Annotated in this window: 22 protein-coding genes and 1 other RNA gene; 9 read left to right on the top strand and 14 right to left on the bottom strand. The window is 65.3% G+C overall.

Annotated elements, in window-relative coordinates:
- The first annotated feature begins 45 nt into the window (after positions 1 to 45).
- Positions 46 to 462, top strand: an RNA gene (gene rnpB, locus ACVIIW_RS01155) — RNase P RNA component class A.
- Positions 463 to 626: 164 nt separating this feature from the next.
- Here rnpB and ACVIIW_RS01160 read toward each other — a convergent pair.
- Together ACVIIW_RS01160 and ACVIIW_RS01165 are read right to left on the bottom strand one after the other, a co-directional pair.
- Positions 627 to 1,340: an alpha/beta fold hydrolase gene (locus ACVIIW_RS01160; protein ID WP_456699057.1), complete on the bottom strand. Its 714-nt coding sequence runs from the start codon at positions 1,338 to 1,340 to the stop codon at positions 627 to 629.
- A 75-nt stretch (positions 1,341 to 1,415) separates the two neighbouring features.
- The gene (locus ACVIIW_RS01165; RefSeq protein WP_456699058.1) at positions 1,416 to 1,877 is read right to left on the bottom strand and encodes a DUF983 domain-containing protein; all 462 of its coding nucleotides are present in this window, start codon (positions 1,875 to 1,877) and stop codon (positions 1,416 to 1,418) included.
- Between the two features lie 49 nt (positions 1,878 to 1,926).
- Between ACVIIW_RS01165 and ACVIIW_RS01170 the strand changes: the two genes are divergently transcribed.
- Positions 1,927 to 3,297, top strand: a complete 1,371-nt coding sequence (locus ACVIIW_RS01170) for an aminotransferase-like domain-containing protein (RefSeq protein WP_456699059.1) — start codon at positions 1,927 to 1,929, stop codon at positions 3,295 to 3,297.
- An 86-nt stretch (positions 3,298 to 3,383) separates the two neighbouring features.
- A complete protein-coding gene (locus ACVIIW_RS01175) occupies positions 3,384 to 4,127 on the top strand; it encodes a sulfite exporter TauE/SafE family protein (protein WP_456699060.1) in 744 nt (247 codons plus the stop codon).
- A gap of 67 nt (positions 4,128 to 4,194) precedes the next feature.
- On the opposite strand, the gene ACVIIW_RS01180 is transcribed toward ACVIIW_RS01175, so the two are convergent.
- From ACVIIW_RS01180 to ACVIIW_RS01195, 4 genes are all read right to left on the bottom strand, one after another.
- A complete protein-coding gene (locus tag ACVIIW_RS01180) occupies positions 4,195 to 5,601 on the bottom strand; it encodes an MATE family efflux transporter (protein ID WP_456699061.1) in 1,407 nt (468 codons plus the stop codon).
- A gap of 55 nt (positions 5,602 to 5,656) precedes the next feature.
- A complete protein-coding gene (locus ACVIIW_RS01185) occupies positions 5,657 to 7,456 on the bottom strand; it encodes an ABC transporter ATP-binding protein (RefSeq protein ID WP_456699062.1) in 1,800 nt (599 codons plus the stop codon).
- 361 nt (positions 7,457 to 7,817) lie between these two features.
- Positions 7,818 to 9,404, bottom strand: coding sequence for a DHA2 family efflux MFS transporter permease subunit (locus ACVIIW_RS01190; RefSeq protein WP_456699063.1), 1,587 nt, complete (start codon positions 9,402 to 9,404; stop codon positions 7,818 to 7,820).
- 28 nt (positions 9,405 to 9,432) lie between these two features.
- Entirely contained in the window at positions 9,433 to 10,737 is a 1,305-nt protein-coding gene (locus tag ACVIIW_RS01195) for an HlyD family efflux transporter periplasmic adaptor subunit (protein WP_456699064.1), read from the bottom strand.
- A 188-nt stretch (positions 10,738 to 10,925) separates the two neighbouring features.
- On the opposite strand from ACVIIW_RS01195, the gene ACVIIW_RS01200 reads away from it, so the two are divergent.
- Together ACVIIW_RS01200 and ACVIIW_RS01205 are read left to right on the top strand one after the other, a co-directional pair.
- The gene (locus ACVIIW_RS01200) at positions 10,926 to 11,561 is read left to right on the top strand and encodes a TetR/AcrR family transcriptional regulator (RefSeq protein WP_456699065.1); all 636 of its coding nucleotides are present in this window, start codon (positions 10,926 to 10,928) and stop codon (positions 11,559 to 11,561) included.
- Between the two features lie 52 nt (positions 11,562 to 11,613).
- On the top strand, positions 11,614 to 11,952 hold the full coding sequence (locus ACVIIW_RS01205) for a DUF6665 family protein (protein WP_456699066.1): 339 nt from the start codon (positions 11,614 to 11,616) through the stop codon (positions 11,950 to 11,952).
- A 10-nt stretch (positions 11,953 to 11,962) separates the two neighbouring features.
- Here the strand turns inward: ACVIIW_RS01205 and ACVIIW_RS01210 are convergent, their stop codons facing one another.
- Entirely contained in the window at positions 11,963 to 13,156 is a 1,194-nt protein-coding gene (locus ACVIIW_RS01210) for an extensin family protein (RefSeq protein WP_456699067.1), read from the bottom strand.
- 289 nt (positions 13,157 to 13,445) lie between these two features.
- Between ACVIIW_RS01210 and ACVIIW_RS01215 the strand changes: the two genes are divergently transcribed.
- Together ACVIIW_RS01215 and ACVIIW_RS01220 are read left to right on the top strand one after the other, a co-directional pair.
- On the top strand, positions 13,446 to 14,234 hold the full coding sequence (locus ACVIIW_RS01215) for a DUF2147 domain-containing protein (protein WP_456699068.1): 789 nt from the start codon (positions 13,446 to 13,448) through the stop codon (positions 14,232 to 14,234).
- Between the two features lie 178 nt (positions 14,235 to 14,412).
- Positions 14,413 to 15,834, top strand: a complete 1,422-nt coding sequence (locus ACVIIW_RS01220; protein ID WP_456705056.1) for a FecR domain-containing protein — start codon at positions 14,413 to 14,415, stop codon at positions 15,832 to 15,834.
- Between the two features lie 122 nt (positions 15,835 to 15,956).
- Here the strand turns inward: ACVIIW_RS01220 and ACVIIW_RS01225 are convergent, their stop codons facing one another.
- On the bottom strand, positions 15,957 to 16,529 hold the full coding sequence (locus ACVIIW_RS01225) for an NUDIX hydrolase (protein WP_456699069.1): 573 nt from the start codon (positions 16,527 to 16,529) through the stop codon (positions 15,957 to 15,959).
- A 67-nt stretch (positions 16,530 to 16,596) separates the two neighbouring features.
- Entirely contained in the window at positions 16,597 to 17,460 is an 864-nt protein-coding gene (asd, locus tag ACVIIW_RS01230; RefSeq protein WP_456699070.1) for an archaetidylserine decarboxylase, read from the bottom strand.
- Positions 17,461 to 17,495: 35 nt separating this feature from the next.
- Between asd and ACVIIW_RS01235 the strand changes: the two genes are divergently transcribed.
- Positions 17,496 to 19,160: an aminotransferase class III-fold pyridoxal phosphate-dependent enzyme gene (locus ACVIIW_RS01235; protein ID WP_456699071.1), complete on the top strand. Its 1,665-nt coding sequence runs from the start codon at positions 17,496 to 17,498 to the stop codon at positions 19,158 to 19,160.
- A gap of 170 nt (positions 19,161 to 19,330) precedes the next feature.
- Here ACVIIW_RS01235 and ACVIIW_RS01240 read toward each other — a convergent pair whose 3' ends face one another.
- The 3 genes from ACVIIW_RS01240 to ACVIIW_RS01250 form a co-directional block, all read right to left on the bottom strand.
- Positions 19,331 to 19,990 carry a hypothetical protein gene (locus ACVIIW_RS01240; RefSeq protein ID WP_456699072.1) on the bottom strand — a complete coding sequence of 220 codons (660 nt, stop codon included), beginning with the start codon at positions 19,988 to 19,990 and terminating at the stop codon, positions 19,331 to 19,333.
- Between the two features lie 135 nt (positions 19,991 to 20,125).
- The gene (locus ACVIIW_RS01245; protein WP_456699073.1) at positions 20,126 to 20,815 is read right to left on the bottom strand and encodes a methyltransferase domain-containing protein; all 690 of its coding nucleotides are present in this window, start codon (positions 20,813 to 20,815) and stop codon (positions 20,126 to 20,128) included.
- A 33-nt stretch (positions 20,816 to 20,848) separates the two neighbouring features.
- Entirely contained in the window at positions 20,849 to 21,901 is a 1,053-nt protein-coding gene (locus ACVIIW_RS01250; RefSeq protein ID WP_456699074.1) for a glycosyltransferase family 4 protein, read from the bottom strand.
- A gap of 274 nt (positions 21,902 to 22,175) precedes the next feature.
- On the opposite strand from ACVIIW_RS01250, the gene ACVIIW_RS01255 reads away from it, so the two are divergent.
- Positions 22,176 to 22,880 carry a L,D-transpeptidase gene (locus ACVIIW_RS01255; RefSeq protein ID WP_456699075.1) on the top strand — a complete coding sequence of 235 codons (705 nt, stop codon included), beginning with the start codon at positions 22,176 to 22,178 and terminating at the stop codon, positions 22,878 to 22,880.
- A 79-nt stretch (positions 22,881 to 22,959) separates the two neighbouring features.
- On the opposite strand, the gene ACVIIW_RS01260 is transcribed toward ACVIIW_RS01255, so the two are convergent.
- Together ACVIIW_RS01260 and ACVIIW_RS01265 are read right to left on the bottom strand one after the other, a co-directional pair.
- Complete coding sequence (locus tag ACVIIW_RS01260) at positions 22,960 to 23,217, bottom strand: hypothetical protein (protein WP_456699076.1); 258 nt, start codon at positions 23,215 to 23,217, stop codon at positions 22,960 to 22,962.
- Entirely contained in the window at positions 23,214 to 23,999 is a 786-nt protein-coding gene (locus tag ACVIIW_RS01265) for a DUF899 domain-containing protein (protein ID WP_456699077.1), read from the bottom strand. Before ACVIIW_RS01265 ends, ACVIIW_RS01260 begins: the two co-directional genes overlap by 4 nt.
- Positions 24,000 to 24,088: the final 89 nt, after the last annotated feature.

Raw genomic sequence — 24,088 nt, forward strand, 5'->3', positions numbered from 1 at the left:
ATCTCTGCTTGACGAAAACGTCACAAATGCCCATTGCGTTGTCAGTCAGTCGGCCGGACGGCCGCTCCGGCAAGTGCCGAAAGGCCGCCGGGGAGGAAAGTCCGGGCTCCCTTGACATGCGGTGCCGGATAACATCCGGCGGGGGCGACCCCAGGGAAAGTGCCACAGAGAACGAACCGCTCCCTCCTCGGAGGAAGTAAGGGTGAAAAGGTGCGGTAAGAGCGCACCGCGGGTCCGGCAACGGAGCCGGCATGGTAAACCCCACCGGGAGCAAAACCGAATAGGGACGGCGTAGCGGGCAGTTCGCGAAAGCGATAACGCCGCGGGGCGATGTCAGGCCCGCCGTCCGGGTAGGTTGCTCGAGGCCATGTGCAAACATGGTCCCAGAGGAATGGCCGTCACGTATCGTCTGCGCAAGCGGGCGGTGCCCTACAGAACCCGGCTTACAGGCCGGCTGATATCTTACAGGGAGGGGTTCGATGCCGACGCATCGGACCCCTCACCAATTTCACCACTGTCATTCCGGCGGGTACGAAGCACGAGCCCGGAATCCCTCGTGGGACAGAGACGGTGGATGAATGGATTCCGGGCTCTCGCCTCGCGAGCCCCGGAATGACGGCTGTGAGTTAGGCCGCGATCTCGTTCAGGACACTCATCAGTGCCTCCGGCGCCGTCACATTCGGTGCATGGCTGGCGTCGAGCTCGAAATAGCGCCAGCCATCTTCGCTCCTCGCGCGCCTTGCGAATTGCCCGAACACATCGCCCGGCGGAATGCGCCTGCAATAGATATAGCTGCGCGGCATTGCGGGTTCGCCGGACCCGAGCTTCAGCTTGGTTTCGAAGCATTTGAGCGGCATGTTGATGCGGCGCGCGTTGAGCCAGTCGAGATCGGCCTGCGGTGTATCCGGCGGCGGCGGATTGGGCGGGATGCGGTAGCCGTCGCCGGCGGCAGCCGCCTTGCGCATCGGCTCGCGACCGCCTTCGTTGAGATCGAACAGCGACTGGCCATCGCGCGGCACGAAGGCGTCGAGATAGATCAATTGCGTGATGCGCTCGCGCGCACGATCGGCAACGCCGGTTGCGACCATGCCGCCATAGCTGTGACCAAGCAGCACCACGTCGCTGAGGTCCTCAAATTTGATGACGTTGAGGATGTCCTGGATATGCGTCTCGAGATCGACAGCGGCGCTGGCGAGATGTGACCGCTCGCCGAGCCCTGTATAGGTCGGCGCGATCAGGCGGTGGCCGGCGTGCGCCATCAGCGGATGCATTTTCCGCCACGACCAGCCGCCGGACCACGCGCCATGACAGAGCAGGAAGGTTCTCGCGCGTGCGGCCATGAGCGTTTCCATCTTTCTTGTTTGATGCGATGGAGTGTAGCGGGCAGCTCCGCGATGTAAACGACGCGACGCGCCTCAGGCCGCGCGCGACGCCTTCACCAGCACGGGCGCAAGCTGACCGGCTTCCCGGCGCAATTTGCTCGCCTCGAAGCCGTGCATGCCGATCTGCCATTGCAGGCCGACGATCGCACCCTTGGTCGGTTGCAGCAGCGCCAGCGAAGCAAACAGCGTCACCGGCAGCCATACCGCGAGTTGCAGCCACACCGGCGGCGCATAAGCGGTCTCGACCGCGAGGATCGCCGGCACCACGAGGTGGCCGACCACGACCATGACGAGATAGGCCGGGAAATCATCGGCGCGCTGGTGGAACAGCTCCTCGCCGCAATGATCGCAGGCGTCGGCCACCTTCAGGAAACGGCCGAACAGATGTCCTTGGCCGCAGTTCGGGCACTTGCCCCGAAAGCCGTGCCACATCGCCTTTGCCAGAGAAATTGAACCGGTCGCCATGATGGCACCCCTTCCGTTGTGCTGATCCATACAATAGTATATTGCATCCATACATTCAAAGGATATGGGGCTTAATTGCATGGATTGGACCCCTACAATCTCGGAGCTGTCTGGCCCGCGCTATCAGCGCATCGTGGCGGCCATGGAGGCGGACATCGCCGCGGGGCGGCTGATGCGGGGACAGCAATTGCCGACCCAGCGCGCGCTCGCCAAGGCGCTCGGCGTCGACCTGACCACGGTGACCCGCGCCTACACCGAAGCGCGGCGCCGCGGCATCATGGAGGCCCGCGTCGGCCAGGGCTCCTTCGTGTCGGAGACCAGCGCGCGCCGGGCAATCGACCTGCCGCATCCGGTCGCGATCGACCTCTCCATGAACGTGCCGCCGCACCCGCTCGAAGCGCGGCTCGACGAGCGCATCATCACCGGCTTCGAGGCCATTCGCGCGCAATCGGGCCTGACTGCATTCCTGAATTACCAGCCGCCCGGCGGCAGCGCGCATGAGCGCGAGGTCGCGGTGCGCTGGATGCGTACCCGCGTTCCGCACGCCCACGCCGACAAGCTCGTGATCTTTCCCGGCGCGCAGACGATCCTTTTCAACCTGCTTGCCTGTCTCGCACGTCCCGGCGATGTCGTGCTGACGGAGGCCCTCACCTTCCCCGGCATCAAGGCGGCCGCGGCGCAGCTTGGCGTCAAGCTCGTCAGTGTCGCCATGGATGACGGCGGCATCCTGCCCGACGCGCTGGCGAAGGCTTGCCGCACCCACAAGCCGAAGGCCGTCTATCTCATCCCGACGCTGCATAATCCGACCACGGCGACCCTTGCCCCGGATCGCCGCAACGCAATCGCAAAAATCATCCGCGACGCCGACGTCGTTCTGATCGAGGACGATGCCTACGGGCTGCTCGACCGATCGGCCTCACCGATCGCCAACCTCATCCCGGAGCGGACATATCTCGCCACCACGCTGTCAAAATGCATCGCGCCGGCACTGCGCGTCGCCTATCTGCTGACGCCCGACAGCGGCGCACAGCTGCTGATGCGCGGCTATCTGCAAGCCACCGTGCAGATGCCGGCACCGCTGATGGTCGCGCTGGTGACGCACTGGCTCGAGAGCGGCGTCGCCGACCACATCATCACCGCCATCCGCAACGAGGCCGTCGGCCGCCAACAATTGGCTCAGCGCGCATTGAAGGAGTTTCGGTTCCGGGCGAATCCCGCCGCGCATCATTTATGGCTGCACTTGCCGGAAGGGCGGCACGACGTCCCCGCGCATCTCTTGCGCAACGGGCTCGCGATCGTTGGCGGCGACGCCTTCACCGTCGAGGGAACATCGCCGCATGCGGCGCGCGTCTCACTCGGCGCGGCGCGCAACAGATCGGAATTGAGCGAGGCCCTGCGCATCCTCGTCGGCGCCTTGCACAAGCCCGCTGACACCAGGCAGATCGTGTAGCAAATGTTGATTGATGCTGACGGCCGTGCCTTTGTGCTATGCGCCATGAGGCCGCTCGCGGCCCAGCGCAACGCAGGGACTCATTGGTGGAAACGCTCACTTACGCACTGATCCTGTTCGGCGCACTGGCCGGCGGCTTCGTCTCGGGGCTGGCGGGATTCGGCACGGCGCTGATGGCGCTCGGCATCTGGCTCTACGTGTTGCCACCCTCGCTCGCGGTGCCGCTGGTGCTGATCTGCTCGGTGATTGCGCAGACCTCGACATTGCCCGCGATGTGGAAGAGCTTCGACCTGTCGCTGGTGTGGCCGTTCCTGATTGGCGGGCTGATCGGCGTGCCGCTCGGGACCAAGCTGGTCGCCTCCGCCGATCCAAAGGTGTTCAAGCTCAGCGTCGGCGTGCTGCTGCTGATCTTTTCGAGTGCGCTGTACCTCAACAAGAGGCAGTTTTCCGTCACCTTCGGCGGTCGCATCGCCGACGGTGCGATCGGCTTTGCCGGCGGCATTTTGGGCGGGCTGGCCGGACTGTCCGGGCCGCTGCCGATCCTGTGGGCCAACATCCGCGGCTGGAACAAGCACGAGCGGCGCGGCATCTTCCAGCTGTTCAATTTCACGGTGCTTGCGACCGCGCTGGTGCTGCAGACGGCATCAGGCCTGGTCGCATTCAAGGTGGTCTGGCTCGCGATGGTCGCATTCCCGGGCACGCTGATCGGCGCATGGGTCGGCGCGCGCGTCTATCACGCGCTGAGCGACAAGCATTTCGGCGACGTCGTGCTCGGCCTGCTGTTCCTGTCGGGCGCCACCCTGGTCTGGAACAGCATCAGCGCGCTCTAGTCTTCCTTTTCCACTGCGCGGCAGACCAGCCGGGGCCGTGGATGGGGGACCAGGCAAGTGAGCCTCGCTACGCCGGCTCGCGCAGCGGCGGCGCAACGGGTTCAGGATCCGGCGCCTGCGTAACCTTCTGCCGTGTTGGCAATGCAAGACGCTTCCTGAATTCGCGCAGCAACAGCGACACGCTCAGGGTGGCCTGCAGCGCGTTGGTCGCGATCGACAAGTACCAGACGTGCTCCATCCGGAAGCCCGGCAAAGTCGAGAGCCAGACCGATGGCAGGGAATAGGTGAGGACCCGCATTGCGGAGGTCCACAACACCGGCTTGGTGTTCCCAAGCCCCTGGAACATGCTGGAGCAGACAAAGATCAGCCCCTGCGCCATCATGTTGAACGAGACGATGCGCAGAAAAAGCGACGCAACCGCCGTCGTCTCCGGATCGCTGGAGAACCCTGCAAGCAGCAGACGGGGCGCGAGCTGCGCGAGGATCAGAAAAGCCAGCATCACGGTGGTCGCCATGAACGACGCCTTGACAAAGGTTTCGCGCACGCGCGCGCCATTGCCGGCGCCGAAATTCTGGCCGGCGATGGGGCCTGCAGCGAGCGCGATGGCGAGCGCCGGCATCTGAATCAGGCCGAGCAGCCGCGTCCCGATGCCAAATCCTGCCTGCGCCGCCGAGCCAAACACGCTCAGCACGTAATAGCCCACCGCCATGACGATAAAGACCATCGCGAACTCGCCGCCGGCGGGCAGGCCAACATTGAGGATCCGCCTCCATTGCCGAAGCTGCGGCCGCCACTGCACGGGATGAAACGCGACATAGCGCTCCGATCTCATGAAATACGCGAGCAACATCAGAACGCCGAGCGCCACAGCAATCGAGCTCGCCAGCCCTGCTCCGGCGACCCCGAGCGCGTAGCCGGTGCCCCAGCCCGAGATGAGCACCGGCGCCAGCGCGATGTTGATGACGACCGCAAGGACCCGCACCAACATGGCGGGACGTACGATGCCTGTCGCACGCAGCGCCGACGCAATCACCTGCATGACGAATTCCAGTGCCAGATCCGGCATGAACCACAACAGGTACGTGGTCCCCGCGTCGATGGTGGCTTGATCGGCCGCAACCGAGCGCATGTAGAGGGGTGAAAGGCCAGCTCCCGCGGCCAGGGTCAACAGCCCGAAGATCACCGACAGCGCGACCGCCTGGTTGAACACCAGATTGGCGTCGTCGCGATCCTTGCGTCCTACGGCATGCGCGATCAGTGCCACCGCGCCGACACCGAGCACTTGCAGCAGCGCGTTGACGAGAAATCCGGCATTGCCCGCCGCGGCGACACCCGCAACGGCAGCATCGCCCAGGCCCGAGACGAAATACAGGTCGACCAACTGGCAGATCATGATCGAGATCATGCCCGCTACGATCGGTGGCGCCATGCTCAGGATGTGGCTCACGATCGAGCCGCGCGTCAGGTCTTTCATCTCATTCCACCTTTGGCGACGTGACGGCAGGACTTCCGCCCTGCCGCCCCGCACCTCATTCCGCTGCTGCGATATGCCCGAGCTCCACCACCTGGCGCTCGAACAGGCTGCGATAGATGCCGCCGGGCTTGCCCGCGAGCACGGCGTGCGTGCCCTGCTCGACGATCTCGCCATGGTCGAACACCAGGATGCGATCGAGGCTCTTCACCGTCGACAGCCGGTGCGCGATCACGATCGACGTGCGGCCCTTCATCAGCCGCTCCATCGCCTGCTGGATCAGCGCTTCCGATTCCGAATCGAGGCTCGACGTCGCCTCGTCCAGGATCAGCACCGGCGCATCCGCCAGGAAGGCACGCGCCAGCGCCACGCGCTGCCGTTCGCCGCCCGACAGTTTCACCCCGCGCTCGCCGACCAGCGTGCCGTAGCCCTTCGGCAGGCGCAGGATGAAATCGTGCGCATTGGCAAGCCGCGCCGCCTGCTCGATCGCCTCCAGGCTGGCGCCGGGCCGGCCATAGGCGATGTTCTCGGCAAGCGAGCGGTGAAACAGGATCGGCTCCTGCTGCACGATGGCGATCTGGCTGCGCAGCGATTGCTGCGTCGCCCGCGCGATGTCCTGCCCGTCGATCAGCACGCGACCACCGCTGACGTCGTGGAGCCGCTGCACCAGCTTGACGAAGGTCGTCTTGCCGGAGCCGGAGCGGCCGACGAGACCGACACGTTCGCCGGCGCGGATCCTGACCGACAACCCGTCATACAGCGGCGCGCGATGGCCGCCATAATGGAACGTGACGTCGTCGAACCTGATCTCGCCGCCCTCGATCGCGATCGGTCGTGCATCAGCGGCATCGGCAATCCCGATCGGCTCATCATGGATCGCCACCAATTCCTCCATGTCGTTGACCGAACGCTGGAGGTTGTTGATGTGCATGCCGACGTCCCGCAGGTAAGCGTGGATCACGTAATAGCTCGTCAGCACATAGGTGACGTCGCCGGGCGAGGCACGCCCGGACATCCACAACAGCACCGATCCGCCGATCACGGATGCGCGCAGGCAGAGCAGCAGCGAGAGCTGCGCGATGGCGGTGTAGTTGTAGCGAAACCAGGTCCGCCTCACCCGCACGCGCCAGTGCTTGATGACGCGGGCAAGCCGCGCGTCTTCGCGCGCTTCGGCGCCGAACGATTTCACCACCGCGTTGCAGGTCAGCGCATCCGCCAGCGTGCCGCCGACCTTGGTGTCCCAGGCATTGGAGACACGCGCGGAAGGCGCGATGTAGCGCGTCGAGAACAGCACCGTCATCGTGACATAGATCGCCGCGCCGAGCGCGATCACCGCGCCGAGCGAGACCCAGTGCGCGCCGAGCAGGATCATCGAGCCGATCAGCACGACCAGCGACGGCATCAGCGCCAGCAGGATGGTATCGTTCAGGAGGTCGAGCGCCCACATGCCGCGCGTGATCTTGCGCACGGTCGAGCCCGCGAAGGAGTTGGCGTGCCAGTCGGTCGAGAAGCGCTGCACGCGCAGGAAGGCGTCGTGCGCGACATCGGACATGATCTTCAGCGTGAACGGCACGATCAGCTGCAGGCCGCTCAGACGCAACACCATCGAGGCCGTCCCCAGCACCACGATGCCGCCCAACGCCACCAGCGCGGCGTGGCGCGCGGCGGCATCCGACGGGCCGCGCGTCAGCGCATCGATCAGGTGCCCCGAGAACACCGGCATGAACAGATCGGCTGCGGTCGCACCCAACAGGCCGACGGCGATGGCGAGCGCGCGCCCCGGCTGCTTGAGCCAGTGCCGGAACACGAAGGGCAGCACCACGCGGATCGCCGCGGGCTTTTTTGACGATGCGGTCATGGCGTCATCCGGCCGCTTCGGCGCGGACCGGCTCCATCGATGGACGCAGGCCGGCCGCGAAGGCCGAGACGGCGTCACTCAAAACTGACTTTGACTAGGGAAGCGAGGCGATCGGGGCCTCTGGGCTAAACCCCGGCCCGATCGAAGCTGGCGGAAGTGGCCTCTAGGCCGAAAAATTACCGAGCCAGACCATCATCGAGCGCGGAAACGCGATCTGCGAATGCGACGAAATCATGCAAATCTCTCCCCGGTTCGATTGAATGAGGCGCGCTTTATAGATGTGGCATTCGCGATTTGCAACGGGTGCCGTGCGAGATCACGCACGAGTGTTGCTTTTTGGTGCGCGGCCGATCGCTTCGCGTCAGTGCGCGCCGCCGCCACCGCCGGCCATCGGAGCCGGCTTGTTCAGCAGGGTGACCAGCAGGCTGAGGCCGAGATAGAACACCGTCAGCACGAAGAAGGCGTCGCCGAAGCTCATCACCACGGCCTGGCGATGCACGATCTGGCTGAGCTCCTTCATCGCCATCAGCGTGGAATCGCCAAGCCCCTGGAACTTCTGCATCAGCATCGTCAGGGTTTCGGTCGCCGTCGCATTGCCCCACGTCACGCGCTCTTGCAGGCGCGTGATGTGCAGATCGGTGCGATCGTTGAGCACGGTGTTGATGACGGCAAGGCCGACGGCGCCGCCGAGGTTGCGCATCAGGTTGAACAGGCCGCTCGCATTCTTCACCTTGTCGGGCGCCAGCGTGCCCAGCGCTACGTTGTTGGTCGGCACCATCGCGAACATCATGCCGATGCCGCGCAGGATCTGCGGCACCAGCAGCTCATAGAAATCGTAGTCGCGGGTGATCCAGGTCATCTGGTAGGAGCCGATCGCGAACACGATCAGGCCGAACGCGATCATGTAGCGCATGTCGAGCCTCACCATGAGGCGGCCGACCAGGGGCGCGACCAGGAACATCGTGATGCCGGAGACGAACATGGTCTCGCCGATCATCAGCGCGCTGTAGCCGCGCACCTCCGCGAGATAGCGCGGATAGATGTAGGTCAGGCCGTAGAGGCCGATGCCGATGCAGAACTGCAGGACGCAACCGACGGCGAAATTGCGGTTGGAAAAGGTGCGCAGGTTGACGATCGGCTCGGCCGCCGTGAACACGCGCCAGAAGAAGGCGATCGCCGACATGATGCAGATCCAGGCGCAGATCGCCACCGACGTGTCCTGCATCCATTCATATTGCGGGCCTTCCTCCAGCACATATTCCAGCGTGCCGAGAAAGCCGGCCATGAAGATCAGCCCCCACCAGTCGAAGCGGTCGAGCAGTTCGAAATGCGGCTCGTCGAAATCGACCAGCGCCCAAACGCCCAAGGTGATGCCGATGCCGGGAACGACGTTGATGAAAAACAGCCAGTTCCACGTCATCAAATCGGTGATGTAGCCGCCGACGGTCGGTCCGATCGTGGGAGCCAGGGTCGCAACAAGCCCGATGATGGGGCCGACGATGTGGAATTTCGAGCGCGGAAACACGGTGTAGGCCGAGGCGAACACCGTCGGGATCATGCCGGCGCCGAGGAAGCCCTGCAGCGCGCGCCAGAGGATCATCTCCTCGATGGTCGTGGCGAAGCCGCAGAGCAGGCTCGACATCGTGAAACCCGCCGCCGAGATCGCGAACAGCAGCCGCGTGCCGAAGGCGCGCGACAGGAACCCGGAGAGCGGGATCGCGATCACTTCGGCGATCAGGTAGGCGGTCTGGACCCAGGAGACCTCGCTCGAGCTCGCCGACAGGCCGGCCTGGATTTCGCTCAAGGAGGCGGAGACGATCTGGATGTCCAGGATCGACATGAACATCCCGAACACCATGATGATGAAGGCGAGCAGCCGCTTCGGCGCAATGCGCTCCGAAGCGTCTGACGCCATCATGGCAGGGGAAGCGGTCGCGGCATTCGCCATGGTCTGACCTCGCAGCGCCCGATGGCGCTTACTGCGGATGGATCATGGTGGGATCGTCGAGATCGATCTCGCTGTCGGCGTCGGCGGCACCCTTGTTGGTGTCGACGGTGGCGTAGACCGACATGCCCGCACGGAGCAGGTTCTGCTTCGCAACCGCCTTCGGGACGCGGATGCGGACCGGCACGCGCTGCACGATCTTGGTGAAGTTGCCGGTGGCGTTGTCGGGCGGCAGCAGCGTGAACACCGAGCCCGCGCCGGCGGCGATGCTGTCGACGACGCCCGAGAATTTGCGCATGCCATAGGCATCGACCTTGATCGTCACCGGCTGGCCGGGACGGATGCGCTTGAGCTGGGTTTCCTTGAAATTGGCGTCGATGTAGACGTCGTCGAGCGGCACGACATTGCCGAGCCGCTGGCCGACGGCGATGAAGTCGCCGGCGCTGACGAGACGGTTGGAGAAGATGCCGTCGACCGGCGCGCGCACCGCCGTGAAGCCGAGGTCGCGCTCGGCCTTGGCGAGCGTGGTCTTGAGCTCGGCGAGCTGCGCCTGCGCTTCGGCCTGCTGGGCCTTGGCGACGTCGACATTGCTCACCGCCACGTCGTACGCCGCCTGCGCGGCCTTGACCGCGGCAGCGCCCTGGTCGCGTCCGGCTTCCGAGCTCTCGAACGTCGCACGCGAGGCAAAGCCCTTGCTGCTCAGCGCCTGCTGGCGGTCATAATCGAGATCGGCGCGCTTGAGGCCGGCTTCCGCGGAGACGAGCTGCGCCTTGGCTTGCGCGACCTGGCTGTCGAGCGCCGCGATCTGGCGACCGATGCGATCGATCGTGGCCTGCTGGGTCGCGATCCGGGTCGCAGCCGCATCGACCGCGATCTTGTAGTCGCCGTCGTCGATGCGCAGGATGGTGTCGCCGGCATGCACCAGCGTGTTGTCGCCGGCGAGAATCGAGGAGACGTGGCCCGACACGCGCGCGCCCAGCATGGTGTTGTTGGCGCGGACATAGGCGTCGTCGGTGGAGACGAAGAAGCGGCCGACCAGCGTGTAGTAGCCGGCATAGCTCGCCGCCGCGAGCGCCAGCACGAGGCCGATGCCCGTCATGATGAACTTGCGCTTGCGGGATTTCGGCGCCGCGGGCGCGGAGGCCGTCGGGGCCGGCTGGTCGATCACGGGCTTCTCCGGGGCCTCGCTGGTACGGCGCTTGGTCTCTTCGGCCACGTGAGAGCGCAACTGCTCGGCAAGCGCTGCGGACTGCTCAGGCGCAGCGTCACCATTCGCAGTCGTCTCCACCGCTTCCTGGCGAAGCACGCGCGCAGCCTGGTCTCTCGATGTGGCCATAAAGGCCTCCTCAAAAAAAGCGCCAGGGCGGCCGTCCTGCGGCCTGGTCCCTGTCACCCACAAATATCATTGACCGAACGGTTCGGTCAATATACATATTGGTCCGAGCCGGACCCTACTGGCCCGAATCCTTTATTTGGGTTTCATGGTCCAAGCTCCGAGCCAAAACCGTTCGAGACCCTGAACCAATGGTTGCAGCCGACCGCGAACATCTGCACGTCGTCTCCGAAGAGGACAGCTCCAAGCGCCGCCAGATCCTGGCGGGCGCCCACAAAGTGTTCATGGACCTGGGTTTTGACGGCGCCAGCATGGGCGAGATTGCGCGTGCGGCCGGCGTCTCAAAGGGCACGCTCTACGTTTATTTCGCCGACAAATCCGCGCTGTTCGAAGCCATCCTCGAGGAGGAGGCGCTATTTCACGGCCAGGTCGCGTTCAACTTCGACCCCGGGCGGGACGCCGAGACGACCTTGAAGGATTTCGGCCAGGCCTATCTGCATCTGCTCTGCCGGCCCGGCGGCGGATCGGCGATCCGCACCGTGATGGCGATCGCCGAGCGCATGCCCGACGTCGGCCGCCGCTATTATCTGTGCGTGCTGGACAAGACCATCAACCGCCTATCCGACTATCTCAAAGCCCATGTCGTCTCCGGCAATCTGGCGATCGACGATTGCGACCTGGCGGCCTCGCAGTTCATGGAACTGTGCAAGGCCTCGCTGTTCCTGCCCTTCGTCTTCCAGGCCGCTCCGCCGCCGTCGGAGCAGCGCATGACGGAAGTGATCGAGAGCGCGACGCGGATGTTCCTGGGGGCCTACAAGGCGAAGTGACGGCAGCCGGCCGCGCGTTGCGCATGTGCCTTGCGCCGCTATATTGGGGATCATGTCCCGTGATCTTCGCCCGCCGGTCGATATCCTCCATTATGAGATCGTCCAGGAACAAGCCTCGGCGCTTGGACGGATGGGCCGCACGCTCGAGCAGGCGCTGGCGCGATTGCGCGAATTCGACGCGACCCACGCGGTGTCAGAGACGACGGCATCGAGGCAGCCGGCGAGGCGCAAGCTGGTGATGGAAGCCGGACAGGCGCTCTGGATGTTCGTCGTGCAACGCGAGGCGACGGGGCTGCGCGACAGCAGGCATATCATGCGGACGTACGATGTCCCCGCCGAAGTGCAGCGCTGCATGGGGCTCGCGGCGCCGTCGAAGCCGACCTCGAGGTAAGCACGCGCGCTTAATCGTCCGAGGACTCGTCTTCCTCGCTGCCCCTGTCGTGCCTGCCTTTGTGCGTGCCGAGCGAGCCGGTCACGGCGGGATCGCGATTGCTCGCATACGGACTGCGCCGCTGCGCACGCGCGGCCACCTCTTCGCCGGACACCGCGGCCGGCTGGCAGATCAGGCGGCGGCTGGCGCGGCGCATCAAGTCCACGTGGATGTGATCGTAGTGATAGACGTTCGAGCCCGGCGCGAGCACGGTGGTGAAATGCGCGCACGCGCCCGCCTGGACGTCGCGCAGGAAGCCCTGCTCTTCCGGCATGCCGTGCCAGCCGTCCTTCACGGTGATGCGGCGGCCGTCGGCGAGCGTGAATGCGGCGACGTCGAGTGCGTTGCCGAAGGCGTGCTCGGAGATATGAGCGTGCGGGTTACCGTTCATGCCGCGGCAGGAATAGGCGGAGATCTGCTTGATCTCGACCACGCGGGCGCCGAACCAGCGCATCGCCGACGGCTGCACGCTGTCGGCAAACCAGCGGTCGAGCTCGGATACAATCGGACAGGCCAGCGTCGCCGTCGGCTTCACCATGACCGGACCGACGGCGGCGACAGCATTGCCCTGCGCGGGACCGAGACGCGGCAGCGGCTGCTGCGCGGGCGCCTGGGAGTAAGGCGCGGGCGGCCGTGCCGGATAGCTCGGCGCATTCATGTAGCGCGCCGCGCCTTCGGCATCGGTGCCCTCGGGCGGCAGATCGATCTCGTCCTTCTGCGGCGCGACGCCGGGCGCGCTGAGCGACACCGGAGCCGACGACGCGCCATAGCCGGCGGGCTGGCGCACCGCGCTCTCGGGATAGTTCGACCGCTGCGGATAGCCGGATGCGGGATAATTCGATTGCGGCTGCGTCACCGGCCAGCGCGGCTGGTTGCCGACATTGCCGGGCGGGCGCAGTTCCTCGTCGGCAAAACCGTAGCTGCCGGTGGCTTCGCCGATCGCGGCGACCTTCAGCGGAAATTCAGCGCCGCACATGCCGGGTCCGGAGATCGGATCGATCCGGACGATGTCGGGGCTCTCTTTGACGGCGCCCGATTTCAGGCACGCCGCTTCGGCCTCGGCCCGCCACGGTTCACGTTCGGCCTGGAACAAGCCGCGTCCGCAACCCGCGAGCGATGCGAGGACGATGGAGCCGACGAGATACAAACGAACTCCGCGCGTCATGTACGCACGTTCGGTGAATTTACTTAAAGACTCTTCAACACGTTGATTTCAGCTTTCCTTAACCATACCGGCCGCGCGCGCGCAGGGCGGCCGTCGTGATGGTGGGCAAGGCGCCGCGATGCGGGCGAGACGTTCATGCGCAATCTCCCTCGCATGCGCCGTCAGCCACCCGGGCAGGCGTTGTGAGGTCCATCACAGAAGGCCTGGTGTGTCAGGCATAGGGTCGAACCAAATCCGGTCTACGGCCGACTTCAGTCCATCTCGGGACCACGCTCTTTCGGAGATTGTCATGAACAAGCTCACCATCGCCGCCACCGCACTGTTCCTCGCCTCGACTGCCGTCGCGCATGCCGGGAATTCGATCTCGTTCCAGATCCAAGGCCAGCACATCCGCATCGAGACGCCGCGCAACTGTGCCTCGCTCGATTGCGTCTCCATCGTGGCACCGGGCCTGTCGAACAAGCCGATCAGGCTCAACGACATCAACCTCAACAGCCTCGGCGGCTCCAAGGACGATGACGCCACCACGCCATCGACGACGACTGCGCAGCCTGCGCCGGCTCCGCCGCAGCCGCCCGTGCAACAGGCGCCGATGCAGGCCACAGCGCCGGCCGCGCCCACCGTTGCTCCCGCTGCGCCAGCCACTGATGTCACCGCGGCGCCGTCCGTCGACACGCTCTCGCAGCCTGCGCCGGTTGCAGCCCCCGCTCCCGTGGTCGCGCCCGCGCCGATTGCCGCGGCTCCCGCTTATGCGCCGCCGCCTGCTCCCGCTGCGGCAGCACCGGTACAGGCCGCCACCACGCCGATCGGCGTATGGGCGACCGAAGAGAACAAGGGCAATGTCCGGGTCGAACAATGCGGTCCCAATCTCTGCGGCTATGCCGAGAAGACCAATGAGCGGATCCTGATCAACATGAAGCCCGACGGCGCCAAGTGGAGCGGCCGCATCCACGATCCCGACTCCGGTCGCAATTACGACTCGACGATCGCCATGAAGGGCCCGAACGCGATGCGCGTGCAGGGCTGCGCCTTCGGCCGAATGTTCTGCGGCGGACAGACCTGGAAGCGCGTGAGCTGAGGCTTCGATTGGCAAGCCTTCTTGTTCTTATGATGACGCCACGTCCCTGTTTCAGGGACGTGGCGTTTGAACGTTCACCGTTTCCATGCAACAGATGTTCATCCGCCATTCAGCAATCTCCGGCTGATATCGGCCAGATTTGCCTCGCCTTCTCATGGGGACCTCATTTGTGGCTATGATGGTGGCTTGGCGCCGCGTCATGTTTGCTTTGCCGCTGCTGGCGCTGCCGCTGGCCCGCGCGGATCATGCGCGCGCGTCCGACGCGATCGAGCTCGCGCAAACCCAGCCGCAGGCCCAACCGACGCCTGCCACCTCCCCAACACCTTCAGCAGCGCCGACGCCGTCAACTGATGCGCAATCCGCCGCCGCGGAGCCGATCGGCAACGTCGCGACCGTGACGGGCATTGCGACCGTGGTCCGCGACAAGAACTCTTATCCGCTGAAAGTACGCGACGACATCTATCTCAATGACATCGTGCAGACGTCCTCGAATTCGTCGCTCGGCATCACCTTCAACGACGCCACCACGTTCAACCTCTCCGCGAGCGCCAAGATCACCATCGACACCTACGTCTACGAGGATGGCGGCAAGCAGAATTCGGCGATCTTCGACATCGGCAAGGGCACGGTCGCCTTCGTCGCGGCTGCAGTGGCCAAGACCGGCGACATGAAAATCGCGACGCCGACCGCGACGCTCGGCATCCGCGGCACCACCGGTGTCGTCGACGTTCCCGAGAACGCGGCCGCAACCAGCGCCAACAACGTCAACATCAAGCTCTACCCCGACGCTGACGGCCGGGTCGGCCACATCGACGTCAACGATCGCGCCAGCGGCACGCGGCTCGGCTCGCTGACGCAAGGGTCGAGCGGCTTTGCGATCCGGCCCGGTGCGGCCGGCCCGGGCGGCATGCGCTTTGCGGCGGTGCCGATCACCATCCCGCCGCAGCAGATCGCGCGCGATCGCGGCATCGTCAGCCAGGTCCACGCGGCGCAGACCACGGGCCGCCAGATCGTCACCGAGCAGCGCGATTTCCGCCGCGCCAACCCGACCGCGGTCAGCCGGATTCCGCGGCCGGCGCAGCCGCCGCAGCAACAGCAATTGCGTCCGAACCCAGCGCCGAACCAGCAACAGCCGCAGCGGCCGAACGGCCAGCCTGGTCAAAACAACCGTCCGGGCCAGCAGCCGCCGACTCAGCAACAGCCGCAACGGCAAGGTGGCGCCGCACAGCCCGGCACGCCGCGCACGGGCCAAGGCACGCAACAAGGCACACAACGAGGTCAGCAGCAACCGGGCCAGAAGCCAGCCACTGCGCAACCGCCCGCCCAGCCGCGCACCACGCAACCGGGCGGGGCGACGCAGCCAAAGCGCAGCGGACAATCTCCGCAGCAGCCTGGCGCGGTTACGCCGGCGCAGCCGAATGGCACCACGCCGCAACCGCCGCGCACCGGATTGCAGCCCGGCACACAGCCAGCCGTCCAGCCGCAACAGGGCGCCGCGCCGCGCCAGCCCGGCTTCCAGCAGCGCCTCCCCGGCGCGCGCCCCGCCGTGCCGCGCAAGCCCGCGCCGGCTCCAGCGCCGAAGGAGAGGAAAAAACGGTAGAGAAGGCGCACCAGCCCCTCCGCGTCATTGCGAGCGCAGCGAAGCAATCCAGACTGTCTCCACGGAAGCAGTCTGGATTGCTTCGTCGCAAGAGCTCCTCGCAATGATGATGTGGAGAGACCTCAGGCCTCGCCGCGCAACCAGGCCTTCACCCTCTGCAACAGGCCGGGCCGCGGCTCATCGACCGAATCAGCCTCAGCCGGCGTCAGGGTCTGCACGACCGCATCCATGTTGTCGGCCGCCAACGTCGTCGTCGGCTCCGCCGGGGGTGACGGTGCGAGCCGGGCCGCCGCGATCGCGATCGGGCCGACCTCGGTGAGAAAGGCGCGCTCATATTCGCGCGACAGACGCGCGAGCGCGTCGTCCAGCGTCACCCAGTCGACCGCCTTGATGTCGTTCATGAGCTTGCGGACTTGGCCGCCCACGGCCTCCATCCGCCAGAAGTGCACGATCTTGGATCGGCCACCCGACTGGTAGCCGAGCGTGCCCAGAAATTCGTGGATGGCAACGTCGTGGCCGGTCTCCTCCAGCACCTCGCGGTGCGCCGCCTGTTTCGGCGTCTCGCCGTCGTCGAGCTTGCCTTTGGGCAGAACCCACTCATTGCGCTTGCGCTGGCGCACGATGGCGATCAGCGGCGTGTCGCCACGCCGCAGCAGCACAATACCACCCGCCGCCATCACCGGCGCTCGTGCCATCACCAAGTCCGTAGCATCGAAATCGTCCCCGGCGACGATATAGGCGGCGGGGACGGCGGATTGAAGGCTAGCTTCTTCTCAGCAGCGCTTGACCGGCACGGATGCGCGTCCCTTCGGCAATGCCGTCGCAGAATGAAAAGTCGCCCGGCGCGAGGATGATGATGGTCGAGCCGTGCTCGAACCAGCCGAGCTCCTCGCCCTTGGTCACGTTGACGTCGCAGGGGAAATTGACCGGGCCCTTGGTCTGCGCGTTCAGCACCATGTCGAGGAAGTGCAACCGGATGCTGGCAACCAGGATCGCCGCGACCGGCACCAGCGTGACCGCCTCGCCGGTCGACAAATGCGTGCGGATCACGGCGCGCTCGTTCTTGCAGAACAGCCGCTCCACCCGCTTCAGCGCGATCGGATTGACGTTCCAGACGTCGCCGTGGATCAGCGTGACCCGCTCGACACGCGCATCGTAAGGCGCGTGGAAGCGGTGATACATGCTCGAGGTCAGCCGCAGCGTCACGAAGCTGCCGTTGCGGTGCTGCTCGACCAGCGCGGGATCGCCGAGCAAATCGAGCAGCGAATAGGGCGCGCCCTTGACCTGGAACAGCTCGGTATCGGCGATCCGGCCATGAGCGCCGACGATGCCGTCGGAGGGGCTCGCGATGACTGAGGCATCCGGATCGAACGGACGGAGGCCAGGCTTCAGCTCACGCGTAAAGCAGTCGTGCAAGCTCGTGAAATGGGTCTTGCGCGCCTCCGACAGGTCGAGGTCGGAGAACAGCTTCCACAGCGCGATGGAGCCGTCCCGCACCAGCGGATTCCTGATCTTGGAGAACCAGCCCATGAAGCGGGTCAGCGCCGCGCGAGGGATGCGGTTGGTCAACAGGAAGTTGAGATCTTCCTGCTGGGTGAAAGAGGCGATGAGGGCCTTGACTGTCATGAATCTGTCAGCTCGCAGTATTAGCGCTTGTTGTCATGGAAACGACACTCCCGATTCTCTCGATGTCCGTGGCCGCCGCAGCCTCCGCTGCCGCCGTCCTCCCGAAGATCAAGGCGCGGGTCGAATTGTCCCGCGCCAAGCATCGCTCGCTCGCCGGGCACTCCAAGATGTCGCGCCGGGTGGCAAAGCTGCTGCCGTTCTACGAGTTCGAGGGCGATCGCTATTTCGGCTGCGACGGCGCGCCTGACGACGTGGTGAAGCAGCGCAAGGACGCCTTCTTCCGTCTCGCAAGCCTCTACGCCGAGCGCTACCCCAGGGGCCGCGCGATGACGAAGGAAGCGGCCGAAACGATCTCCGACCTCAACTTCACCGAAAGCTACCGCGTGCCGTTCCAGTTCTCGCGTCTCGTCCGCGAGCACCTGGGCACTTCGACCTTCATGGAATCCTCGAGCGGCGTCACCGTCACTGACGTCGACGGCAACACGTCCTACGATCTCACGGGGTCCTACGGCGTCAACATCTTCGGCAATGACTTCTACAAGGAGTGCATCGAGGGCTCCGAGAAGCGGGCGCATGCGCTCGGTCCGGTGCTCGGCCCCTACCACCCCGTCATCCTCGAGAACGTGCAGCGGCTGTGCCAGATCTCCGGCCTCGACGAAGTCTCGTTCCACATGTCCGGCACCGAGGCCGTGATGCAGGCGGTACGGCTCGCACGCTACCACACCAAGCGCACGCATCTGGTTCGTTTCGCCGGCGCCTATCACGGCTGGTGGGGGGACGTGCAACCCGGCGTCGGCAATCCGCTTCCCGCGCACGAGACCTACACCCTCTCCGAGATGTCGGAGAAGACGCTGCACGTGCTGCGCACACGCAAGGACATCGCCTGCGTGCTGGTCAATCCGCTGCAGGGGCTGCACCCGAACGGCAACGCGCCGGGCGATTCCTCGCTGGTCGATTCCTCCCGCGGCGGCAGTTTCGACCGCGCGGCGTATACCGAGTGGCTGAAGAAGCTGCGCGAGGTCTGCACCGAGCGCGGCATCGTCTTGATCTTCGACGAGGTCTTCGTCGGCTTCCGTCTCGCCGCCGGCGGCGCCCAGGAATATTTTGGTATCAAGGCCGACATGGTGACCTACGGCAAGAGCCTCGCCGGCGGCCTGCCGGTCGGCGCGGTCTGCGGCAGGAAGGATCTGATGCGCCGCTTCCGCGACGATCGTCCCGCCGACATCTGCTTCGCCCGCGGCACCTTCAACTCGCATCCCTATGTCATGACGGCGATGGACGAGTTCCTGAGCCGGCTCGCCTCGCCGAACTTCCGCGCCATCTATGACGGCCTGGACGCGACCTGGAACGGCCGCGTCGAGCGGCTCAACAAGATGATGCGTGATGCCAAGCTGCCGGTGCAGTTCGCCAACCTCTCGTCGATCTGGACGGTCAAATACACCACACCGTCCCGCTACAACTGGATGCTGCAATATTACCTGCGTGCCGAAGGCCTGGCGCTGAGCTGGGTCGGCACCGGCCGGCTGATCTTCAGCCTCAACTACACCGACGCGGACTTCGGCGAGGTCGCCGACCGCTTCGTCCGCGCCGCCGAAAAGATGAAGGCCGACGGCTTCTGGTGGCACGACGGCGCGCTCACCAACAAGACCATCAAGCGGCAGATTTTGAAAGAGATGCTGGCCAAGCGCGTCGGAGGCTGAGACGAGCTTCTCCGAGGCCCGGCATAGCCGTCCAAAGGACGGCGTCGCTTCCGCTCGCCCATGCTCGGCCATCCGCGCGTTTCCACGCGACGGCAAGAAGACGTGGATGCCCGGGACAAGCCCGGGCATGACGCAGATCATGGACATTTGCGTTCTGGGCAGATGCCGTATCAGGCGTGCTGCTCTTCGAGGTCGGGCTCGCCGATCAGACCCAGCGTGTGCTCGGGGTTGAGATGCAAGCCGGGGTCCATCAGTTCGCCGCGCATCAAAGCGAGCGGTGCGCTACGATAGAGCATCAAATCGTGGAAGGGATCGGTCAGGATCTTGGTCATCCAGACCAGGCCGGTCTCGACATCGCGGATGAAGAACAGGTGCACGGTGCGGAACAGAAGACCGCCGCCGCCGATCACGAGCCAGATCTTCGCCACCTGGCGCATGAAGTCGGCAGCGCTCGCCCACGGCGTGAACAGGCCGAGCAGCGTGGGATCGACGAACAGCACCAGCGGGGACGCCGCCCAGATCGCCATCAGAACCACCTTGCGCTGAAGGTTGTAGCCGACCTTGATGTCTTCCTTGTACTCGTGCGTCGCCTGGTTGATGTGGTCGTAGTCATGCGGCTCGAAGAAGAAGTGACCGGCCTGGCGCGAGGTCATCGAGACCAGCCAGCCGACCAGCGCAGAGATCATGGGATCGACGAACAGCCAGAGATAGGCAAAGAGGAAGCTCAGCGCGCTGACGAAGTGCAGGCTCTGATTGATGCGGCTGTGATGATAATAGCGATGGTCGTCCCAGCGCTGGATCCGCAGCTGTTCGAGGTAATTCTTGATCATGCTCTCCCCCAAATGCTTTCGGGTTCCGGATTTACAGGGATTCGATGTAGGTCGTGTGACATCATCATTTCGTCATGTGACGATGTGCAGCGACGCGGTGACGGACGCGAACGCGTGAGCGGCGGCAGCCTCGACTCACGCCGCCTTGGCGATGTCGACCTTGCGGAAGCGCACCAGCGAGAAATGACCGAGCGGCGGAATCAGGCGGCGCTCCGCGAGCTCGATTCCCTCAGCGCCGGCCAGCCATTTGGCATAGCGCGACCAGGCGAACTCGGCGGTGCGGAAGCCGAGCGGACGCACCACCGGCTGCAGCTTCTGCTCGATGAAACGGCGCATGCCGGTGTCGGCGCTGACGCGGGTGAGGATGATCAACTCGCCGCCCGGACGCAGCACGCGGGCGAATTCGTCGAGCGCCTTCTCCGGGTTCGGCACGGCGGTGACGACGTACTGCGCCATCACGACATCGAAGGAATTATCGGGGAATTCGAGCTTCTCGGCGTCCATCACCGCAAGGCCCTCGACGTTCTTGAGGCTGCCTTCGCGAACACGGCGGCGGGCCTTGTCAAGCATCGCGTCCGAAATGTCGGTGCCGAAGATGCGCAGATGCGGAGCGTACAGTGGCAGCGAAATGCCGGTGCCGACGCCGACTTCGAGCACGCGGCCGCCGATCTTGTTGGTGGCTGCGATCGCGGCCCGGCGGCCCTTGGCGAACACGCCGCCGAACACGAGATCGTAGACGGGCGCCCAGCGGTCGTAGGCCTGCTCGACCGAGCCACGGGTGAGGTCGAGCTGCTGGGTGCCGTCAAGGTTCATGATCTTAGCCATCGATGAGGTTCTCGCTGTGGGTCAAAATATGGATCAGCCGCGCACCGGCCGCCGCGCCACGCGAGGCGAAGCGCGCAAGGCACGGCTGGGCTGGAGTGAGGTGAGATTGCCGACGAACTGGCGCGCGCTGTTCTCCCAGGAGCGCTCCAGCGCGAAATTGCGGCAGGTCTCCCGCGACATGGTGAGCGCGCGCAGGCACGCGGCGCGCAGATCATTGTCGATCGCACCGATCGGATGATCGGCGATGACGTCTTTCGGACCCGTCACCGGAAACGCGGCGACGGGCGTACCGCAGGCGAGCGCCTCGAGCTGCACCACGCCGAACGTATCGGTGAGGCTCGGGAACACGAAGACATCGGCGGCGGCGAGATGCGCGGTCAGATCGGCGCCCTTCTTCTCGCCGAGGAAAACGGCTTCAGGATATTTCTTCTCCAGCGCCGGCTTCTGCGGGCCATCGCCGACGACGACCTTGGTGCCGGGCAGGTCGAGCGAAAGAAACGCTTCGAGATTCTTCTCGACCGCCACGCGGCCCATGGTCATGAAGATCGGGCCCGGCAGGTCGAGCCTGGCCGGAGCGTCAGGGTGGAACAGCTCGGTGTTGACGCCGCGCCCCCAGAAGCCGAGCCGCTTGAAGCCGCGACCTGCGAGCTCCTGCCGCAGCGACGGCGTCGCCACCATGGTCAAGGCTGCGGCATCGTGGAAGTGACGCAGCACGGCATAGCCGACGCTCGCCGGGATGCCGGTCCGCACCGAAACATATTCCGGAAAGCGCGTCGTATAGGACGTCGTGAACGCGAGGTGGTTGCGGCGACAATAGGCACGCGCGGCCCAGCCGATCGGGCCTTCGGTCGCGATGTGCAGGGCTTCCGGCGCGGACCTCTCGATGCGCCGCGCGATCTCCTTGCCGCTCGGCAGCGCGATGCGCAGGCCCGGATAGGTCGGCAGCGGCCAGGACCTGAAGCCGTCAGGCGTCAGGAAGTCGATCTCGACATCGAGGGCCTTGGCGGCCGCAGCGAGCGAGGTCAGCGTCCGGACCACTCCGTTGACCTGCGGATGCCAGGCGTCGGTCGCGATTAATACCCGCATGGGGAAATCCCGAGAGTTTGATGATTCTCGGCTTAGGACCATCAACCACGGATATTTCAGGCGTGTGACGTCACAGAAGTGTCGGCCCGCTGTTTTGTTCGTTAACAGCCCGGCCGGGCCACGAAACCGTCATGAAACAATCCTTGCCGCGACGAAACCGTTTTCGGTTTTCGGCGCAAAGCTCCCGAAACTTCTTTCCATTAGTGATTTAGCCAACGGAGCACCGAAACGGTGCCGCGGTGATCTCTCGACACCGAGCAAACAGGGGCGACCAATGTTCGATCTGGATACGTTCAAGAGCTATTCGCGCGCCGTTGCCGTCAGTGCAGTGGCTGTGACCGCAATCGCGTTTGCCGGCCCGGCCAAAGCCGCGCCCGTGCAGCTGTTTCCGTTCTTCCAGCCGCTGCCGGCGATGACCGCCCCGCAGCCGCTTCAGCCTTATCAGCCCTATCAGGCACCGACCTACCAGGCCGCACCGTCCGAAGATCAGGATGCCGTGGAGATGCCGGCGCGCTTCCGCCGCCAGACCGTTTCCTATGCGACGCGCGAGGCGCCGGGCACCATCATCATCGATACGCCCAATACCTATCTTTATTACGTGCTGGGCAACGGCCAGGCCATCCGCTACGGCATCGGCGTCGGCCGCGACGGCTTCACCTGGTCGGGCACCCAGTCGGTGACGAAGAAGGCGGAGTGGCCGGATTGGACCCCGCCGCCGGAAATGATTCAGCGCCAGCCCTATCTGCCGCGCCACATGGCCGGCGGCCCCGGCAACCCGCTCGGCGCCCGCGCCATGTATCTCGGCGGCACCGTCTACCGCATCCACGGCACCAACGCCCCCGACACGATCGGCAAGCACGTCTCCTCCGGCTGCATCCGCCTCACCAACGACGACGTCTCCGATCTCTACTCCCGCGTCAGCGTCGGCACCAAGGTGGTCGTGCTGCCGATGACCGAGCGCCGCGCGGAGCTTCGGTAACGCGCCGCGAACGAGCTTGAGGACCAACGGCCCCGGCAGGACCGGGGCCGTTCCGTTTGGTGTCGTGGCTGTCCAACCTTCACTTCCGGCCCGAGAGCAGCCGCAGCCATGCCGCGGAATGAAACGCGCTCATCAGGAGATACATCGGCACCATCCCGCCCAGCGACAGGCCGTGCCCGGCGGAGCAGAGCATGTCCGCCGGGCCGCCGCTGAAGGCGGCGGTCAGCACGGCCATGATCGCGAACGTTGGGGTGGCCGCAAGGCCCAGCCATCGGACGAGGTGGGCTGTGGCCTCGCGGCGATCGCGGCCGGCGCCGGCGGAATGGACGGTGCTCACTGCGCGCCCTTGGCGCGAAGCGCGATCTCGCCGGCGTCCGAAACCTCGACCCATTTCTTGTCCGGCGCGCTATCGGCTTCGTAATTGTCGTTCCAGTTCCACCATTTGTACGTCGGCGTCTGCGGATAGCCTGCCGGCGAGTCCTCCCAGACCTCCTGGCGGCCGAGCGGCGTGATGTCGAGATAGTTCCAGGTGCCGCCCATCTGCTCGTCGCCGCGGCTCTTGATCAGATAGGTGCGGAAGATGCGGGTCCCGTCGCGGAAGAACACGTTGGTGCCGTGCCACTCGCCGACGCCGAAATCGGCATCGAAGCTGTCGGTGATGGTGACCCAGGGAATGTTCCAGCCCATCCGCGCCTTCAGCCTGATGATGTCGGCTTGCGGTGCGCGCGAGGCAAACACCAGCGTGGTGTCGCGGGCATTCAAATGCGAGACATGGGCGACCTGGTCGGCCACCATGGAGCAGCCGCGGCAGGCATGGTCGGGCCAGCCGAACACGCCCGGCTCGAAGAAGGCCCGGTACAGGATCAGCTGGCGCCGGCCCTGAAACAGATCGAGCAGACTGGCCTTGCCCTGGGGCACCTCGAATGCGTAGGTTTTGGTCACTTCCATCCACGGCATGCGCCGGCGTTCGGCGGCGAGTGCGTCGCGGGCACGGGTATGCGCCTTTTCCTTCACGAGCAGCAGCTGGCGGGCAGCCTCCCACTCCTCCGGCGACACCACGGGCGGTGTTAGCATGGCGGGCTGTCCGTTCGTCGCTGCCTTGTCTGCTGATGTCATCATGGCTCTCCAAATCTCTCGCTCGCCGCACATCGTCGGCCCTGGGAGAGTTCTCGCACCTGATGGCGGCACGGTGGGAGTAACAAGTGTGG

Source organism: Bradyrhizobium sp. USDA 4449 (genome assembly GCF_054056275.1).